At 72.8% G+C, this 16,449-nt stretch carries 18 protein-coding genes; 13 read left to right on the top strand and 5 right to left on the bottom strand.

The genetic code is table 11. From position 1 onward, the window contains the following. The first annotated feature begins 225 nt into the window (after positions 1 to 225). The 9 genes from AB0I42_RS02165 to AB0I42_RS02125 all read left to right on the top strand — a co-directional run bounded on the left by AB0I42_RS02165 (position 226) and on the right by AB0I42_RS02125 (position 9,362). On the top strand, positions 226 to 432 hold the full coding sequence (locus AB0I42_RS02165; protein WP_357533304.1) for a hypothetical protein: 207 nt from the start codon (positions 226 to 228) through the stop codon (positions 430 to 432). Between the two features lie 47 nt (positions 433 to 479). Beyond that, positions 480 to 1,367: a hypothetical protein gene (locus AB0I42_RS02160; protein ID WP_357533302.1), complete on the top strand. Its 888-nt coding sequence runs from the start codon at positions 480 to 482 to the stop codon at positions 1,365 to 1,367. Positions 1,368 to 1,463: 96 nt separating this feature from the next. After that, positions 1,464 to 2,858 (top strand): FAD/NAD(P)-binding protein, encoded by a 1,395-nt coding sequence (locus tag AB0I42_RS02155; protein WP_357533300.1) that lies wholly within the window; start codon positions 1,464 to 1,466, stop codon positions 2,856 to 2,858. Positions 2,859 to 2,947: 89 nt separating this feature from the next. Beyond that, positions 2,948 to 4,054 carry an LLM class flavin-dependent oxidoreductase gene (locus tag AB0I42_RS02150; RefSeq protein WP_357533298.1) on the top strand — a complete coding sequence of 369 codons (1,107 nt, stop codon included), beginning with the start codon at positions 2,948 to 2,950 and terminating at the stop codon, positions 4,052 to 4,054. Between the two features lie 17 nt (positions 4,055 to 4,071). Beyond that, complete coding sequence (locus AB0I42_RS02145) at positions 4,072 to 5,409, top strand: pitrilysin family protein (RefSeq protein ID WP_357533296.1); 1,338 nt, start codon at positions 4,072 to 4,074, stop codon at positions 5,407 to 5,409. Further along, on the top strand, positions 5,406 to 6,728 hold the full coding sequence (locus tag AB0I42_RS02140; RefSeq protein WP_357533294.1) for a pitrilysin family protein: 1,323 nt from the start codon (positions 5,406 to 5,408) through the stop codon (positions 6,726 to 6,728). The genes AB0I42_RS02145 and AB0I42_RS02140 overlap by 4 nt, the downstream gene beginning before the upstream one ends. Then, entirely contained in the window at positions 6,725 to 7,675 is a 951-nt protein-coding gene (nudC, locus tag AB0I42_RS02135; protein ID WP_357533293.1) for an NAD(+) diphosphatase, read from the top strand. Before AB0I42_RS02140 ends, nudC begins: the two co-directional genes overlap by 4 nt. Positions 7,676 to 7,780: 105 nt before the next feature. Next, on the top strand, positions 7,781 to 8,314 hold the full coding sequence (locus tag AB0I42_RS02130; RefSeq protein WP_357533291.1) for a hypothetical protein: 534 nt from the start codon (positions 7,781 to 7,783) through the stop codon (positions 8,312 to 8,314). Positions 8,315 to 8,318: 4 nt separating this feature from the next. Then, on the top strand, positions 8,319 to 9,362 hold the full coding sequence (locus tag AB0I42_RS02125) for a hypothetical protein (RefSeq protein WP_357533289.1): 1,044 nt from the start codon (positions 8,319 to 8,321) through the stop codon (positions 9,360 to 9,362). Between the two features lie 151 nt (positions 9,363 to 9,513). Here AB0I42_RS02125 and AB0I42_RS02120 read toward each other — a convergent pair whose 3' ends face one another. The 4 genes from AB0I42_RS02120 to AB0I42_RS02105 all read right to left on the bottom strand — a co-directional run bounded on the left by AB0I42_RS02120 (position 9,514) and on the right by AB0I42_RS02105 (position 12,209). Continuing rightward, a complete protein-coding gene (locus AB0I42_RS02120; protein ID WP_357533287.1) occupies positions 9,514 to 9,780 on the bottom strand; it encodes a hypothetical protein in 267 nt (88 codons plus the stop codon). A gap of 266 nt (positions 9,781 to 10,046) precedes the next feature. Beyond that, positions 10,047 to 10,274 (bottom strand): DUF397 domain-containing protein, encoded by a 228-nt coding sequence (locus AB0I42_RS02115; RefSeq protein WP_357533285.1) that lies wholly within the window; start codon positions 10,272 to 10,274, stop codon positions 10,047 to 10,049. Between the two features lie 83 nt (positions 10,275 to 10,357). Continuing rightward, positions 10,358 to 11,380, bottom strand: coding sequence for a helix-turn-helix transcriptional regulator (locus AB0I42_RS02110; RefSeq protein WP_357533283.1), 1,023 nt, complete (start codon positions 11,378 to 11,380; stop codon positions 10,358 to 10,360). A gap of 202 nt (positions 11,381 to 11,582) precedes the next feature. Beyond that, a complete protein-coding gene (locus AB0I42_RS02105) occupies positions 11,583 to 12,209 on the bottom strand; it encodes a TetR/AcrR family transcriptional regulator (protein ID WP_357533282.1) in 627 nt (208 codons plus the stop codon). 117 nt (positions 12,210 to 12,326) lie between these two features. Between AB0I42_RS02105 and AB0I42_RS02100 the strand changes: the two genes are divergently transcribed. After that, positions 12,327 to 12,740, top strand: coding sequence for a hypothetical protein (locus AB0I42_RS02100; RefSeq protein ID WP_357533280.1), 414 nt, complete (start codon positions 12,327 to 12,329; stop codon positions 12,738 to 12,740). A gap of 93 nt (positions 12,741 to 12,833) precedes the next feature. Here AB0I42_RS02100 and AB0I42_RS02095 read toward each other — a convergent pair whose 3' ends face one another. Next, complete coding sequence (locus AB0I42_RS02095) at positions 12,834 to 13,094, bottom strand: mycoredoxin (protein ID WP_357533279.1); 261 nt, start codon at positions 13,092 to 13,094, stop codon at positions 12,834 to 12,836. Between the two features lie 169 nt (positions 13,095 to 13,263). On the opposite strand from AB0I42_RS02095, the gene AB0I42_RS02090 reads away from it, so the two are divergent. The 3 genes from AB0I42_RS02090 (at position 13,264) to AB0I42_RS02080 (ending at position 16,284) form a co-directional block, all read left to right on the top strand. Continuing rightward, the gene (locus tag AB0I42_RS02090; RefSeq protein WP_357533277.1) at positions 13,264 to 15,414 is read left to right on the top strand and encodes an ATP-dependent DNA helicase UvrD2; all 2,151 of its coding nucleotides are present in this window, start codon (positions 13,264 to 13,266) and stop codon (positions 15,412 to 15,414) included. Positions 15,415 to 15,541: 127 nt separating this feature from the next. Then, complete coding sequence (locus tag AB0I42_RS02085) at positions 15,542 to 15,796, top strand: hypothetical protein (RefSeq protein WP_357533275.1); 255 nt, start codon at positions 15,542 to 15,544, stop codon at positions 15,794 to 15,796. Positions 15,797 to 15,918: 122 nt separating this feature from the next. Then, the gene (locus AB0I42_RS02080) at positions 15,919 to 16,284 is read left to right on the top strand and encodes a WhiB family transcriptional regulator (RefSeq protein ID WP_357533273.1); all 366 of its coding nucleotides are present in this window, start codon (positions 15,919 to 15,921) and stop codon (positions 16,282 to 16,284) included. Positions 16,285 to 16,449 lie beyond the last annotated feature (165 nt).

Raw genomic sequence — 16,449 nt, 5'->3', positions numbered from 1 at the left:
CTCTGCCGACCGGCCCGCGCCATCGGCGCGGGCCGGTCGCGTATCGGGGCCGATTACGCAGCGTGACGGCCGGGTGGCGTCCGTGCCGCGTCTTTCTAAGGAATTCACCGAATCGCGTCTGATCGGCGACTGCATCCGGCACTCCGGTACGTAATCCTGTGAACTGGGGGATTCATCGGCGACCGGGGGGTGCCGATGACCGGGACGGGCGGTGGGGGAGGACGTGTGGAGGCGGGTGTCGGCACCGGTGCGGTGCGGGAAATCCTGGTGGTCGTGGGGGTTGCGGTGGGGGGCCTGCTACTCGCCGTAGTCGCAGCGTTCGCGCCCTGGTACAACGTGTCGGCCGGTCCCGGCGAGACGGAGGTCGTCGAGATGCGCGCGCCGGCCGGGCGCGTCGTCGGCGATCTGGCCACCTCGCCCGACGCCGGCTGAGGCGACCCGGCGGGTGTGGTTCGCGGCCGGGTGTTTCACTAGTGGAGATGTCCGCAGAGCCCCCGCCGCCGCAGCAGCCCCGATCCTCGTCGGGGCCGGACTGGTCGGCGGGTGCGGTCACCCGGCTGACCGTCCCGGCGCAGGCGCCGTCGTCGCCGCCACCCTCACCACCGGCTGACCGGAGCGGGGCTGATCGGCGCCGGCTGTGGCTCTTCGGTGGTGCCGCCGCCGCGGTGCTGGTCGTCGGCCTCGTCGTGGTCCTGGTGATGGCGTTGTCGGGCAACCCGGATCCGTTCCGTCCGGACCCCGGTCCGGTCGTCGATGCCCGGCCACCGCTGGCCAAGCTCTGTCCGGCGCCGACCGGATCGCCGCCGGCCGATCCGGCTCCCGCCGAACCGCTTCCGCCGGTGAGCGGGAACCGGACCGTCGACACCGAGGCCGGTATCTCCTATCGGGCCTACGACGCGCCGTGGCAGCCGTGGAACACGGTGTGGAGCGCCGGCTCGCTGGAGGTGCCGTACAAGGTCGGTCAGCACTTCGTCACCGAGCGGCAGTACAACGGGTTCAGTGACTACCACGCCTCGATCCTGTCGGCGGCGGTGCCGGCGGCCGACAACGACGCCCTGTCGGTCAACATCGAGTGTGTCGGCCGGCAGGTGGCCGCCGACGTCCGGGCGGAGTACTACCCGCAGCCCAACCGGATGGAGATGATCCGCGACGAGCGGGCCGTCGTCGGTGGCCGGCCGGCGTGGGTGACGGTGTTCCGGCTGCACTTCACCCAGCCCGGCCTGCAGGCCACGAACGAGTTGGCCGCGGTGGCCCTGATCGACGTCGGCCGGCCGACCGCCGCGATCCTCTACATCTCGATCCCCGGCACCCACCGGCAGTACGACTACGTGGTCGACGACGCGCTCGCCTCGGTCCGCCCGCTCTGACGCCCTGCCCTGTCCCGGTGGAGGCTGGCGTTCAAGGCCCTCATTTCCTATCGTGTTTATAGGAGTTCGGGTGGGCTCCCGGCGAGGGGGGACACGATGGCGGAGACGGTGGCGGTCGTCGGCGGTGGTTGCAGCGGCGTGCTGGTCACCCGGGAACTGTTGCGATGTACCACCGGCAGGGTGCTGCTGGTCGACCCGGCCGACGCACCCGGCCGCGGGCTGGCGTACGGCCCCGCCCACCCCTGGCATCTGCTGAACTCCCGGGTCGGGGCGATGAGTGCCGACCCTGACTCCGGCGCCGACTTCCTCGACTGGTGCCGGCGCCGGCACCCGGCCGTCGGCCCCGACGACTTCGTGCCCCGGGAGTGGTTCGGCGACTACCTGCAGGAGACGCTGCGGGATGCCACCACGGTGAGCGGCGGCCGGCTGCGGGTGCACCGGGCCCGGGTCGCCCGCATCACCACGGGCGACGGCCCACCGGACACCGGGCGGGTGCCGGTGGTCGGCCTGGAACTCGACGACGGCGGTCGGCTGCGTGCCGACCGGGTCGTGCTCGCCATCGGGCATGCCGCCCCGGCCGACCCGTGCCCGATCGACGCCGCCGTCCGGGACCACCCGGGCTACATCGCCGACCCCTGGCGTCCGGCGGTGCTCGCCGGGGTACCCGTCGACCGGCCGGTGCTACTCGTCGGCACCGGGCTGACCGCGATCGACGTGACGCTCAGCCTGATCCGGGCCGGACATCGCGGACCGATCGTCGCGGTGTCCCGGCACGGTCTGCTGCCCCGGATGCACCGCCGGCGCGGCATGCCGTTCCGCCCGCCCGCATCGCTGCCCGAGACCGCTCCGTCGCTGCGTGGCCTGGTCCGCCAGTTGCGCGCGCAGGTCGCCGGCGGCGCCGACTGGCGGGCGGTGGTCGACGGGTTGCGGCCGCGACTCGACGCCCTGTGGGCGGACCTGCCGGCCGACGACCGCGACCGGTTCCTGCGTCACCTGGCCCGGCACTGGGAGGTGCACCGGCACCGGATGGCGCCGGCCGTCGCCGACGAGGTGGCCCGGCTGCGCGTCGCGGGCCGGCTGGAGGTGCGGTCCGCCGCCGTGCGCGGGGTGGCCGCGCATCCCGACGGTGGCCTGCTGGTCGCCCTCGATCCCGATCACGACCGCGTCCCCTTCGGCGCGGTGGTCAACTGCACCGGACCGGGGGCGCTGCCCGGCTCGACCGACCGGTTGGTCGGCGCGCTGATCGCCGACGGGGTGGCCCGACCGGGGCCGTACGGTCTCGGGCTGGACGTCGACGACGACGGTGCGGTGGTGGGCCGCGACGGGCGTCCGGTGCTTCCACTGTGGACGTTGGGCCCGCCGCGGCGGGGCCGGTTCTTCGAGACCACGGCCGTACCCGAGATCCGGGCCCAGGCCCGCGAGCTGGCGGTGCGGCTGGCCGCCGGTGCCGGTGCCGGGCGGACCGCCGGCCAGGTGGCCGTGCCGGCGTGAAATCCGGCGCTACCGGATATCCCTATTTAACTGGTAGACATAATCGGCTGGCGGTCGTCAGCGAGGCACCGGCGACGAGAGGCGGCGCGATGACCTTCCACTGGTTCCTTCCCACGTCCGGTGACAGCGACCAGGTCGGCTCGGCGACGGTCACCACCGGAGCCGCCCGGCACGACCGGACGGCGACGGTCGAATACCTCGGCGCGGTCGCCCGGGCCGCCGAGCAGGCCGGCTTCTCCGCCGCGTTGACGCCGGTCGGCTCCGGCTGCCCCGACCCGTGGATCGTCTGCAGCGCGGTCGCCCAGCACACGACGACGTTGCGGATGCTGGTCGCCGTACGGGCCGGGTTCGCCCTGCCGACCCTCGTCGCGCAACAGGCCCAGGCGTTCCAGGCGATCTCCGGCGGCCGGCTGGCGATCAACATCGTGACCGGCGGCGACCCGGCCGAGCAGCGGGCGTACGGCGACTTCCTGGACCACTCGGCCCGCTACGCGCGTACCGCCGAGTTTCTCCAGGTGCTGCGCCTGGCCTGGGCCGGGCGACCGTTCGACCACAGCGGTGAGCACTACCGGGTCGAGGCCGGCGGGCTGGCGGTGCCGCTCACCGACCCGCCGCCGATCTACTTCGGCGGCGCGTCCCCGGCGGCCGAGGCGGTGGCGGCCCGCTTCGCCGACGTGCAGTTGATGTGGGGCGAGCCGCCGGCGGCCATCGCCGACCGGGTGGAGCGGATCCGGCGGCTGGCCGCCGGACACGGACGTACCCTGCGCACCGGCATCCGGCTGCACGTCATCGCCCGGGAGACCGCGGCGGAGGCGTGGGCCGAGGCGGACCGGCTGCTGGCCGGCATGGACGCCGACCGGATCGCCGCCGCGCAGGCCCGGTTCGCCCGGATGGACTCGGTCGGTCAGGCCCGGATGACCGCCCTCAACGAGGGCACGACCACCGGCCTGACCATCGCGCCGAACCTCTGGGCCGGCGTCGGCCTGGTCCGCGAGGGCGCGGGCACCGCACTCGTGGGCAGCTACGACGAGGTCGCCACCCGGATCGACGAGTACGCCGCGCTCGGGGTGGACGAGTTCGTCCTGTCCGCCTGGCCGCACCTGGAGGAAGCCGTACGGGTCGGCCGGCACGTGCTGCCGCGCACCGCCGTCGGTCGGGCCGCCGCGACCCGAGTCGCGGTCTCGGCCGCGACATGACGCGCTAGGGTCGCCTTGTGGCTGCCCGCAGAGCAAGGATTCCGGCAACGAAATACCCCGTCGAGCGGCTGACGCTCGACAACGGCCTGCGGGTGGTGCTGGCACCCGACCGAACCGCGCCGGTGGTCGGCGTCGCCGTCGTCTACGACGTCGGCATCCGGTCCGAGCCCGAGGGCCGCACCGGCTTCGCCCACCTTTTCGAGCACCTGATGTTCCAGGGGTCGGCCAACCTGGAGAAGCTGGCGCACTTCCGGCACGTGCAGGGTGCCGGCGGCACCTTCAACGGCTCCACCCACTTCGACTACACCGACTATTTCGAGACGCTGCCGAGCAACGCCCTCGAACGCACCCTCTTCCTCGAGGCCGACCGGATGCGCGGCCCCCGGCTGACCGAGGAGAACCTGCGCAACCAGGTCGACGTGGTCAAGGAGGAGATCCGGGTCAACGTCCTCAACCGCCCGTACGGCGGCTTCCCCTGGCTGAAGCTGCCGCCGGTGCTGTTCGACACGTTCCCGAACGCGCATGACGGCTACGGCTCGTTCACCGACCTCGAAGGCGCCACCGTCGCCGACGCGGCCGACTTCTTCGAGCGCTACTACGCCTGCGGCAACGCGGTGCTCGCGGTGGCCGGCGACTTCGACGTCGCCGAGGCGACCGCGCTGGTCGAGCGCCACTTCGGTGACGTACCGGCCCGGCCGGCGCCGGAGCGGCCGAGCTTTGCCGAGCCCGACCTGACCGCCGAGCGCCGGCAGTCCTACACCGACCCGCTGGCGCCGCTGCCGGCGTTCGCGTCGGCGTGGCGGGTGCCGGACCCGATCGGCGACTTCGACGCCTACCTGCCGTACGTGGTGCTGGCCGAGGTGCTGACCGACGGCGAGGCGTCCCGGCTGGTCGAGCGGCTGGTCCAGCGGGACCGCTCGGTCACCAGCGTCGGCAGCTACCTCGGCTTCATGGGCGAGGCGTTCGAGGTACGCGACCCCACCGCGCTGCTGCTCCAGGCGCACCTGCCGCCGAGCGGCGACGTCGACAAGGTGCTGCGTACGGTCGACGAGGAACTGGACCGGCTGGCCACCGACGGGCTGGCCCCGGGCGAGCTGGCGCGTACCCAGGCCCGGATGGCGACGCACCTGTTGCGCGACAACGACGCGGTGCTCGGGCGGGCCCTCGGGGTGGCGGTGCTGGAGCAGCAACGCGGCGCCCCCGAGCTGATCAACGAGTTGCCGAGGCTGGTCGGTGCGGTGACCGAGGAGCAGGTGCGGGCCGCCGCCGCCACGTTGCGGCCGGAGCGCCGGGCGACGGTCGAGGTCATCGCCGGTGCCGCGGCCCCGGCCGGGAAGGGAAAGGCGAACCAGTGACGCACACGCTCCCGCCGCTCGGGCCCAGCCGCAAGCTCAAGCCGCCGAAGGAGACCGAGCGGACCCTGCCGAACGGGCTGACCGTGCTGGCCATCCGGCGCCCGGCCGTGCCGCTGGTCGAGGTACGGCTGCGGGTGCCGTTCGCCCGCGCCCACCTGGCCCGGTCCGCCCTGCTCTCCCAGACGCTGCTGTCCGGCACCGCCACCATGTCCACGGTGGACATCGCCGCCGAGTTGCAGACCGTCGGCGGCGCGCTGTCGGCGGGGCTGGACCCCGACCGGCTGGTCGTCTCCGGCAACGGCCTGGTGACCGGGCTCGACCGGATCCTCGACATCCTCGCCGAGGTGCTCACCGGTGCCGCCTATCCCAAGACCGAGGTCGCCGTCGAACGGGACCGGCTCGTCGACCGGATCCAGGTCGCGCAGAGCCAGCCGAGCCACCTGGCCCGCGCGGCGCTGCTGCGCCGGATGTACGGCAGCCACCCGTACGCGGTGCAGACGCCGGAGGTCGACCAGGTCGAGGCGGTCCGGCCCGGCCAGCTGCGGGCGCTGCACGCGGCCCGGATCCACCCGGCCGGCGCCACCCTGGTGCTGGTCGGCGACTTCTCGCCCGGCAAGGCGCTCGACTCGGCCGAGCGGGCGCTGGCCGGCTGGACCGGAGCCGGCGCGAACGTGACGCTGCCGCCGGCCCCGCCGCTGGCCCCCGCGCCGCTGCTGCTGGTCGACCGGCCGGGCGCGGTCCAGTCGTCGCTGCGGATGGCGCTGCCGGCGGTCGAGCGGACCCATCCCGACCACGCCGCGCTGCAACTGGCCAACCTGGTCTTCGGCGGCTACTTCTCGTCCCGCTGGGTGGAGAACATCCGCGAGGACAAGGGCTACACCTACGGCCCGCACTCGTTGATCGAGCACAGCGAGGCGGGCTCGTCGCTGGTGCTGGCCGCTGAGGTCGCGACCGAGGTGACCGGCCCGGCACTGCTGGAGACGCTCTACGAACTCGGCCGGCTCGCCTCGTTGCCGCCCAAGGAGGACGAGCTGGAGCAGGCCCGGCAGTACGCGCTGGGGACGTTGCAGCTCGGCATGTCGACACAGGCCGGACTGGCGAGCCTGGCCAGCACCTATGCCGGGTTCGGGCTGCGCCTGGACTACCTGACCGAGCACTCGGCGCGGCTGGCGAAGGCGACCCGCGAGGATGTCGCCGCCGCCGCCGCGAAATACCTCGCGCCGGCCGGTGCGGTCACCGTCGTACTCGGTGACGCGGACAAGGTCGGGGCAGCGGTGGCGGCGCTGACCCCGGTCGAGCGCGGGGTCGCGCGACCGTGACGGGATGGCCGGACGGCCCGGTGCCGCCGCTGGCCCGGTCGACCCTCGACCGGGCCGCCCACCGGCGTACCGACCCGGCCTGGCTCACCGACGCCTGGAAGCGGGCCCGGGTGCTGGTCGTCGACGTGGCGGGCGGTGGCCGAGCCCTGGTCGAGGGGCCGTCGACGGCACCGGTGCTGGTGCTCCTCGACGCCGACGCGGCACCGCGGGTCGATCCGGCGGGGCGGCTCTTCCTCGGTGTCGAGCCGGACGGCACGCCGCTCTTCGCGGTCGACGCGCCCCTACCGGTCCGGCCCGACACCCGGGCGGTGAACCTGCGTGATGTCGGGCACCTGCTCGGCGACCGGGACGCCGGGGCGTTCACCAGCGCCACGGCGCTGGCCAACTGGCACGCCGCACAGCCTTACTCGCCGGCGTCGGGGCAGCCGACCGCGGCCGCCGGGGCCGGCTGGTCCCGGGTCGACGGGGAGGGCGGGCAACTCTGGCCGCGCACCGACCCGGCGATGATCGTGGCGGTGCACGACGGGGTGCCCGGGCCGGACGGCCGCTGCCTGCTCGGCAACAACGCGGCATGGCCGGACCGCGACGGCGAGCTGCGGTTCTCCTGCCTGGCCGGCTACGTCGAGCCGGGCGAGTCGGCGGAGGCGGCGGTGCTGCGCGAGGTCGCCGAGGAGGTCGGGGTGACCCTCGACCGGATCGACTACGCCGGCAGCCAGGCGTGGCCCTTCCCGGGTTCGCTGATGCTCGGCTTCCTGGCCACGGCCGACCCGGGCCAGCCGCTGCGGCTCGACCCGACGGAGATCGCGGTGGCCCGCTGGTTCACCCGGCGGGAGGTCGCGGCGGTGCTGGCCGGGGAGCGGGTCGACGCGGGCGACGGTCGGGCGGTCACCCTGCCGATGGAGTCGTCGATCGCGTTCTTCCTGGTCAGCCGGTGGTTGGAAGGTTGAATTTCCGGATTTTCACCTAAAGTAGTCGAATAGTTGCATATGGTCGTTCTCGAATGAACTGACGGGACGCCGCCGCCAGGCGTCCGCAGGCAAGGAGAAGCCCCTATGCGCACCAGAATCCTCGCGGCCGCCGCCGCGACCGCACTCGCCGTCGCCGTCCTGGCCACCGGATCACCGGCCGTCGCGGCACCCACCGGCGACACCACCGCCACGTTCACCATTGAGGCCGGAACCCTCGACGTCGTCGTACCGGCGACCGCGACGATCGACCCGACCGTCGTGGACGGCACGATCACCGGTGCCCTGGGCACCGTGACCGTGACCGACGGCCGTGGCGAACTGTCCGCCGCCTGGGCCGCGACCGCCTCCGCCACCGACTTCACGACCGGCGGCGGTACCGCTTCCGAGACGGTGCCGGCCAGCTCCGTGGTCTACACGACCGGGTCGACGACGGTCGTCAGCGGTGAGCCGACCGCGACGCCCGGCGCCCCCGGACCGCTGGACGAGCCGCTGGAGGTGCTGGCGGTCACCGCCGTCGGCAGCAACGCCGTCAGCTGGAACCCCACCCTCACGATCACCCTGCCGGACGCCCTCGTCGCCGGCACCTACACCGGAACGGTGACGCATTCGGTGGCGTGACCGGTTGCCGTCGCGGGCTGCCGTGGTCCTGGCGATCCTCATCGCCGGGGCCACGGCAGCCGCCGTCCCGGCCTCGGCCGACGACGGACGTATCGGCATCCGGCTCCTGGAGGCACCCGTCGACCGGCGCGACGACCCACGGGCCCGGGTGTACGTCATCGACCACCTCAACCCCGGCACGAAGATCGAGCGCCGGATCGAGGTGGCCAACAACGCACCCACCCCGCGCACGATCGAGCTCTACCCGGCCGGCGCGGCGATCGAGGACGACGCGTTCACCATCGCCGAGGACCGGACGGCCAACGAACTGTCGGGATGGATCTCGCTCGACCGCCCCTCGGTCGACCTCGACCCGTACAGCCGGACGACCGTGCTGGCCACCGTCGACGTGCCGGCCGCCGCGGCCAGGGGCGAACGGTACGCCGTCGTGTGGGCCCAGGCCAGCGCGCCGACCGGGAGCCCGGGCGCGGGGAACGTCGGCGTCGTGCACCGGGTCGGCATCCGGGTCTATCTGGACGTGGGTCCCGGTGGCGAGCCGCCGTCGAGCTTCGAGATCGGCGACCTGACCGCGAGCCGGCGGCCGGACGGCGTACCGACGATCACGGCCGACGTGCGCAACACCGGCGAGCGGGCGCTCGACCTGAGTGGGTCACTGAACCTGGCGGACGGTCCGGGGGCGATGCGGGCCGGCCCGTACCCGGTGACCCTGGGCACCACGCTCGCGCCCGGCACCGCCGGCCAGGTGGTGGTCGAACTCGACGCCCGGCTGCCCGACGGCCCGTGGACCGCCGAACTGACCCTCGCCAGCGGCCTGCTGAAGGAGACGTCGACCGTGACGTTGACCCTGCCGCCGCCGGGCGCGTCGACCCGTGCCACGGCCGGCGACGGGCGTCCGTTCCTCGGGTGGACGCTGGTCGGGGTGGCGGTGGTCGCGCTGGTCGCGGCCGGACTGCTGGCCGTACGGCACCGGGACCGGATCGCGGCACGGCGGCCCCGCGCCAGACGGGCGAGCGCCGGGGTACGGCCGGCGGGGCGTACCCGCCCCTGAACATGGTCTTGGCCCGTGACCATCGTTGCCGCGACGGCCACGGACCAAGATCCGGTCCCGTCGTTGCCGGTCGGGCGTTCTTGCACGGCGGGGGAGCCGCGCCGGCGACGACGGTGTCTCGGGGGTGTTCCGTTGTCGATCGGGTCGGTTGCTACGTGCGGCGGTGCCGTCGGCCGGGAACGGGTTCGGCGAGGCGTACGACCTTGACCCGCTGGCGGCCCGACCGCACCGCGCCCACCGAGGACGACAGGGCCCGGGCCAGCAGCAGTGCGGCGTCCCGGTCGTCGGCGCGTACGGTCTGGCGGCGCGGTTCCGGCGTGGTCTTCTCGTCGCGGAGCCGCTGGCCCTCGGCCCAGGCGGCAACGAGGTCGTCGTCAGCGACGGCGCGGATGTCGGTCCGTACGATGAGAAACCGCATGGTGTCTCCCGGCTCGGGTTGAACCGTTACGGATAGTCAGTGGTGTTGCCCGGTCCCGGGCGGGTCCGAGCTGTGAACATTCATCTGTGGAACTTCCACGGAACACCCTTGGTTATGTTCGCCCAGGTGTTTCGGGCCGGCAAGACAAACCCGATGATCGGCTGTGAGGCCCGTCCATTCGGGGGACAAATTACATCGATGCAGTTCGTTGCCTTGATCGCTGCCGGCCGCCGGCGGTGTTCCACCAGCGGCCGGCCTTGTCCGGGTCAACCGCGGTCGAACTCACCCGCCTTCGCCGCGCAGATGAAGCCCGACCAGCGTTCGGCGTCGAAGGTCAGCACGGGGCCGCCACGGTCCTTGCTGTCGCGTACGGCCACCGGCGCGCAGGAGTCGGCGCCCAGCGCGACCTCGACGCAGTTCGCGGTCTGACTACGGGAACTCGTCCGCCAGGCGGGTGTGTCGCCGGTCGGCATGGTGGGTCGACGGTTCGTCATCGATCAACTCCTGGTGTTCGACGGCCCGGCGCACGGCGCGGTGGCGCTCAGCGCCCCGGGTGAGGTTGGACTTCGCGGGTGCGTCACGCCGGTGGCCCGACCAGGGCGCCCGGTCCGGCGGTGGCGTTCGACGCGGCGGGGGCATTCGGGGTGGCGGTTCCCGGCCCGGCGCCCTCCGGCGCGGGCGTGGTCCTGCGGCGGTGCGGATGTCCCGGGCGCGGTGGCGGGACCGGCCGGGGTGCGGCGGCGTCGGCGAGCCAGGCGAGCGAATCCGCGGCCGACAACGCGGCCTCGCGGAGCCAGCCGAACACCGCCGTGTAGCGGTCGATCTCGGCGCGGTCGGTGAGTACCAGGTGGATGGAGAGCCCTTCGATCGCCAGGGTCTCCGGGTCCTGCGGGTGGTCGAACCCGTAGAGCGAGAAACCGGTGTGCGGCAGGTACCAGTCGCCGATCGTGGCCGCCCGTGGCAGCACCCGCAGGGTCACGTTGGGCCGGGTCGCCAGCTCGTGCAGGCGGATCAGCTGACCGCGTACGACGTCCGGCGGTCCACCCCGGCTGCCGAGCGCCGCCTCGTCGACCACGGCCTCGTACCGCAGCGACGTGTCGTCGCGGGTCAGCAGCGACTGGCGGGCCAGCCGGGCGGCCACCTCGGTCTCGGCGTCGGTGTTCTCCGCCGCGCCGGCGGCGAGCGGCCGCGACGAGAGAAAGCGCACGCGGGCGTACTCGGGGGTCTGCAACAGGCCCGGGACCAGCACCGGCGCCCACTCGCGGATCTCGGCGCAGCCGGCCTCCAGTTCGGCGTAGCCGCGCTGGCGGGCGGTCATCACCGGGTACGAACGCAGCCACGCGCGGGCGTCGCCGGCGGCCCGGGTGACCGCGACCAGATCGTCGCGCAGCGACCCGTCGACCGAGTACGCGTCCAGCAGGTCGAGCACGTCGCCCAGGTCGGGGCGGCTGCGACCGTTTTCCAGCCGGGACAGTTTGGAGGCCGAGGCCCAGCCGACCCGGGCGATCACCTGCTCCCCGGTCAGCCCCGCGGCCTCGCGCAGCCGGCGCAACTCGGCTCCGAGCCGGCGCCGCGCGGTCGGGATCGACACTGGTGACACCGACACCACTCCCTCGTCCGAATCGGTTCCGACGAGGCCGGCTCGTCGGCGATCTTTCGGGTGGCGGCCCGCACCAGTATGGCCCGCATGTCCTTGTTTTGTCGGGCGGTTTATCAGGCGTGTCATGCCGTGGACCGGAGCGGTCCGGCCCGGGCGCGGTGAGATCGAGCCATCCGCCGCCGGCGGGCATCGGCGTCGCTCGTTACTCGCCGGGCACGGTCGACAGCGGTACGGCGGCGGCCGACTCCAGTCGCGAGTGGATGGCCGTCCGGGCGCGCCGGTAGGCAACGGGGTCGTCGTGCAACAGCGATGTGGCGTTGGCCATCTCCAGCAGCGCGATCAACTCGAAGGCGAGCTGTTCGGCATCGGTCGTCGCCACGAGGTCGCCGAGTTGGCGTGCGTCCTCGATCGTGCGGGTCATCAGGCGGGTCCAGTCGAGGCCGGCGGCGGCCACCGCGTCGCGTACGGGGCCCGGGCGGGCATCGAACTCGGCGGCGACGGTGAAGAAGAAGCATCCGCCCGGGAACACCCGCCGTTGCGAGTAGTCCAGCCAGGCGTCGCACAGCCGACGCAGCCGACGCAGGCCCGGCGCGACGGCCATGGCGGGCTGGACCACCTCGTCCAGGTACACGCCGGACGCGGCGCGCAGGGTGGCGAGCTGAAGCTCCTCCTTGGAGCCGAAGTAGCCGAAGAGGCCGCTCTTGCTCACGCCGAGGTCGGCGGCGAGCCGTCCGATCGACAGGCCCTCCAGGCCGTCCCTGGAGGCGATGTCCGCGGCGCGACGGAGGATCGTCGCGCGGGCCCGCTCGTCACGCGGCCGACCGGCCATGCCGCCCCCTTGGTTCGCTCATTCAGCGTACGGACGTTCGGACGATGGTACCTCAGCTCGTGTTATCTTCCATTTCTAGCACGAACGATCGTTCTGAAAATAGGGAAGGGTGAGGGGATGGCGGACGTCGAAGGGGGCCGTGTGCTGCGGACCTCGTGGACGCCGGGGCCGGATGTCGGCACCACCGGCGCCGTGCTCGTCGCGGTGACCGCGTTCCGTGCCGACCACGCGCGGGACCTGCCGGGGATCTACCGGGCCGGCATGCGCCTGCGCGGCGCCTGGCCCGACCTGGCGGGTGCGGTCGGGATGTGGTTGTGGGCCGAACCGCTGAGGCGCCGGTGCGGTTCGGTGTCGGTCTGGCGAGACCAGGAGGCCCTACGGCGGTTCGTGGCGTGGCCCGACCACGTCGTGATCATGAAGCGCTACCGGCGGCGGGGCCGGCTGACCTCGACCAGCTGGGCGGCCGAGGGAGGCGAACCGTCAACCATCTGGCGGGCGGCCCGCCCGCACCTCACCGACCGGTGCGACTGACGGATCGCGGACGACCCGCAAGGCTCTGGAGAAACGCACAGACCCCGGCTCGCGGCCGGGGTCTTCCGCGTTGACGGTCGCCGCGCGGTGCGGTCAGGCGGTCACGCCCAGTTCGGCCAGCGTGTTCTTCACCTGGACGATCGTGGGGTTGGTCAGGACCGACTCGCCGCCGTTGGGGGAGACTATGCGGACCGTGGGCACGGTCTGGTTGCCGCCGTTGACGCTCTCCACGAACTTCGCCGCCGCCGGGTCCTGCTCGATGTCGACCACTTCGTAACCGATGCCTTCGCGGTCGAGTTGCGACTTCAGCCGGTGGCAGTAGCCGCACCACGGCGTGGAGTACATCGTCAGCATGGTCAATCCTCCTGGGGATGAGAGATGTGTCCTTGATCGGACCCACCAGGAACTTCAACGTACGGAGAAGCTGCCATGATTCCTACCTGTGGGGGTTGATGCGGGGAGGCGTTCCGGATCGCACGGTCCGGGGGCGGACCCTGGGTCGCACGGTCCGGGGGCGGGACGGGTGACGGCCGACCACGTCCTGGCCGGCCTCGACCCGGAGCAGCGGTCGGCGGTGACCGCCCCGGCCGGCCCGGTCTGCATCCTGGCCGGTGCCGGCACCGGCAAGACGAGGGCGATCACACACCGCATCGCCTATCGGGCCCTGTCCGGTGCGATCGCCGGCCGGCACGTGCTCGCGGTGACCTTCACCGCCCGGGCGGCGGCGGAGATGCGGGCCCGGCTGGCGTCCCTCGGCGTCGGAGGGGTGCAGGCCCGCACCTTCCACGCCGCCGCACTGCGGCAGGTCCGCTACTTCGCCCCCCGGCTGCTCGCCGGCCGGGAGATGCCCGAGCTTCTCGACAGCAAGGTCCGGCTGGTCACCCTCGCCGCCGCCCGGGCCGGGCTGCGCACCGACCGCGCCGCCGCCCGCGACCTGGCCGGTGAGATCGAGTGGGCGAAGTCGTCGCTGGTCGAGCCGGGTGACTACCCGGTCGCCGCGGCCAAGGCGATGCGGGAGACACCACACGAGCCGGCCAAGGTCGCCGAGGTGTTCGCCGCCTACGAGAAGATCAAGCGCGGCAACGGTGTGATCGACTTCGAGGACATGCTGCGGGCCGCGGTCTGGGGGATCGAGGAGCATCGCGACGTCGCCGATCAGGTCCACGCGCAGTACCGGCATTTCGTCGTCGACGAGTACCAGGACGTCAACCCGCTGCAACAGCGGCTGCTCGACGCCTGGCTGGGCGGCCGCGACGACCTGACCGTGGTCGGCGACGCCAGTCAGACCATCTACTCGTTCACCGGGGCCACCTCCGGCTACCTGATCGATTTTCCGCGCCGGCACCGCGCCGCGGTCGTGGTCCGGCTCGTCCGCGACTACCGGTCGACGCCGCAGGTCGTCGGGCTCGCCAACGCGGTGATCCGGCAGGCCCGGGGCACCGAGGCCAAACTGCGGCTCGAACTGGTCGGCCAGCGCCCACCGGGGCCCGAACCCGATGTGCGGATCTTCGCCGACGAGCCGGCCGAGGCCGCCGCCGTCGCCGTCCGCTGCCGGCAACTGGTCGACGCGGGCACCCCGACCCGCGAGATCGCCGTACTGTTCCGCACCAACGCCCAGTCCGAGGCGTACGAGAAGGCACTGGCCGAAGCCGAGGTGCCATACGTCGTACAGGGGGCGGAGCGGTTCTTCGAGCGCCCCGAGGTGCGGCAGGCGGTGATCGCGCTGCGGTCGGCGGTCCGGTCGACACCGGGTGAGACGCCGCTGGTCACGGCCGTCGTCGACGCGCTCACCGCCGTCGGGTGGGCACCCGACCAGCCGCCGCCCGGCGGTGCGGCGCGGGAGCGGTGGGAGGCGCTGGCCGCGCTCGTGCAGCTCGCCGAGGAGCACGCGGCCCGGCAGCCGGTGCTGCCGATCGGCGAGGCCGCGGCCGTCGAGCGTCCGGTCACTCTCGCCGACTTCTGTGAGGAACTGCAGCGGCGGGCCGCCCAGCAGCACGCCCCCACCGTCGAGGGGGTCACCCTCGCCTCGCTGCATTCGGCGAAGGGCCTCGAGTGGGACGCGGTCTTCCTGGTGGGCCTCTCCGACGGCACGCTGCCGACGACGTACGCCAAGACCGCCGAGCAGATCGAAGAGGAGCGGCGCCTGCTCTACGTCGGGGTGACCAGGGCAAGAGAATCGCTCTGGCTGTCGTACGCCGTGGCGCGCTCGCCCGGTGGCCGGGCGCGCCGGCCGTGCCGGTTCCTGCCCCAGTTCGACCGGTCGGGTGGCGATCGCGGCCGAGCCGCTGCCGGTGGCAGTCGGAAACCCGACGTTCGGCGAAACCAGGTGGTTTCCTGCCGGGTCTGCGGCGGCACCCTGCTGGCCGGCGTCGACCGCAAACTGGGCCGCTGCCCCGACTGCCCGTCCGACCTCGACGAGGAGTTGCTCGACCGGCTGCGCGAGTGGCGCGGCACGGTCGCCTCGACGCAGAAAGTCCCTGCGTACGTGGTGTTCACCGACGCCACGTTGATGGCCCTGGCGGAGCGCCGTCCGACCCGGTCCGAGGAGTTGCTGGCGATCGCCGGTATCGGCCCGCGAAAGCTCGCCCTCTACGGCGCCGCGGCGATCGCGCTGGTGGGTGGTGCGTCGGTGGCCGAAGTGACGCCGGAAAAAAGTTCTCCGGAAGAGCCGTAAAACCGTTTGCCCTCGCCCCCGATGCAGGCATAGCCTCATGGCACACCTCGCGAGCGGCGGCGTTACGGCTGCTCAAAGGGTGTACGAGACCGTGTCAGTGACGAGGGAAGCGTGAGGAGGCGGCACCATGGAGCTCTATGTCAACCAGCGTTCGGCGGGGCTGTCTGCTGCCCTCGTGTCGGTGCCAGTCGTCAGACTGCTGCCGGCCGCTGACGCTGCCCTACTGCCCGTGACGCACCCGGCGCCGACCCAGGCCGAACTGATCCTGGCGCCGAAATCCGTCCAGGGCAAGGGGATCAGTGGCTTCGCCGGCGGCGATGTCCCGAACGCTCCGAAGCGTATGGACGTCCGCGGAGTTCCACCTCGAGGAAGGCCGGTCTAGGAATAGACCACCGGCTCACCTCGAGGCCGCGGAACCCGTAACCGGGATCCGCGGCCTTAGTTTTTTGTCTCACCCAGCAACGACGATCCACAAGATCGAAGCGAGAGAGAGGTGACCGGGCGATGAGTCTGGCGCTGGCCCCCGTCGACGTCAACGTCGAACTGGAGGCGAACCTGCCCTGCCGGAAGTTCGACCCCGACCTGTGGTTCTCCGACGCCCCCGCCGAGCTGGAACTGGCCAAGTCGCTGTGCGGCGACTGCCCGCTCCGGGCCGCGTGCCTGGCCGGTGCGGTCGACCGCGCCGAGCCGTGGGGGGTCTGGGGTGGCGAGATCTTCGAGCGTGGCGCGGTCGTCCCGCGCAAGCGGCCCCGTGGCCGTCCGCGCAAGGAGGACGTCGCCCGTGACCAGGTCCTCCGGGTCGAGGTCGAAGCGCGGATGGCGGCCAACGGCCTCGCCGAGTCGCGCAGCAGCGTCCGGCTGGCGGCCTGACATGAACCCGATCCGTAAGTCCGCCGGTGTCGTACCGGCAATGAAGAACGAAATGACCATCGTCACTGCGACTCCGAGTGGGGCCGACACCATGTATCTCATCCAAGAAGCGTTGTCCCGAGCGCGAATGCGCCGGCCTCAGGCCGGCAAGACCACGCGCACTGA

Source organism: Polymorphospora sp. NPDC050346 (assembly GCF_040655695.1).
Classification (GTDB): domain Bacteria; phylum Actinomycetota; class Actinomycetes; order Mycobacteriales; family Micromonosporaceae; genus Polymorphospora; species Polymorphospora lycopeni.
The sequence above is the reverse complement of the archived record's forward strand: the minus strand, read 5'-3'. Positions and strand labels throughout refer to the sequence as shown.

Coding starts and splice junctions, on each gene's coding strand:
- AB0I42_RS02160 (WP_357533302.1), top strand. CDS start 480: ATGTCCGCAGAGCCCCCGCCGCCGCAGCAGCCCCGATCCTCGTCGGGG.
- AB0I42_RS02155 (WP_357533300.1), top strand. CDS start 1,464: ATGGCGGAGACGGTGGCGGTCGTCGGCGGTGGTTGCAGCGGCGTGCTG.
- AB0I42_RS02150 (WP_357533298.1), top strand. CDS start 2,948: ATGACCTTCCACTGGTTCCTTCCCACGTCCGGTGACAGCGACCAGGTC.
- AB0I42_RS02130 (WP_357533291.1), top strand. CDS start 7,781: ATGCGCACCAGAATCCTCGCGGCCGCCGCCGCGACCGCACTCGCCGTC.
- AB0I42_RS02120 (WP_357533287.1), bottom strand. CDS start 9,780: ATGCGGTTTCTCATCGTACGGACCGACATCCGCGCCGTCGCTGACGAC.
- AB0I42_RS02115 (WP_357533285.1), bottom strand. CDS start 10,274: ATGACGAACCGTCGACCCACCATGCCGACCGGCGACACACCCGCCTGG.
- AB0I42_RS02105 (WP_357533282.1), bottom strand. CDS start 12,209: ATGGCCGGTCGGCCGCGTGACGAGCGGGCCCGCGCGACGATCCTCCGT.
- AB0I42_RS02100 (WP_357533280.1), top strand. CDS start 12,327: ATGGCGGACGTCGAAGGGGGCCGTGTGCTGCGGACCTCGTGGACGCCG.
- AB0I42_RS02095 (WP_357533279.1), bottom strand. CDS start 13,094: ATGCTGACGATGTACTCCACGCCGTGGTGCGGCTACTGCCACCGGCTG.
- AB0I42_RS02085 (WP_357533275.1), top strand. CDS start 15,542: ATGGAGCTCTATGTCAACCAGCGTTCGGCGGGGCTGTCTGCTGCCCTC.
- AB0I42_RS02080 (WP_357533273.1), top strand. CDS start 15,919: ATGAGTCTGGCGCTGGCCCCCGTCGACGTCAACGTCGAACTGGAGGCG.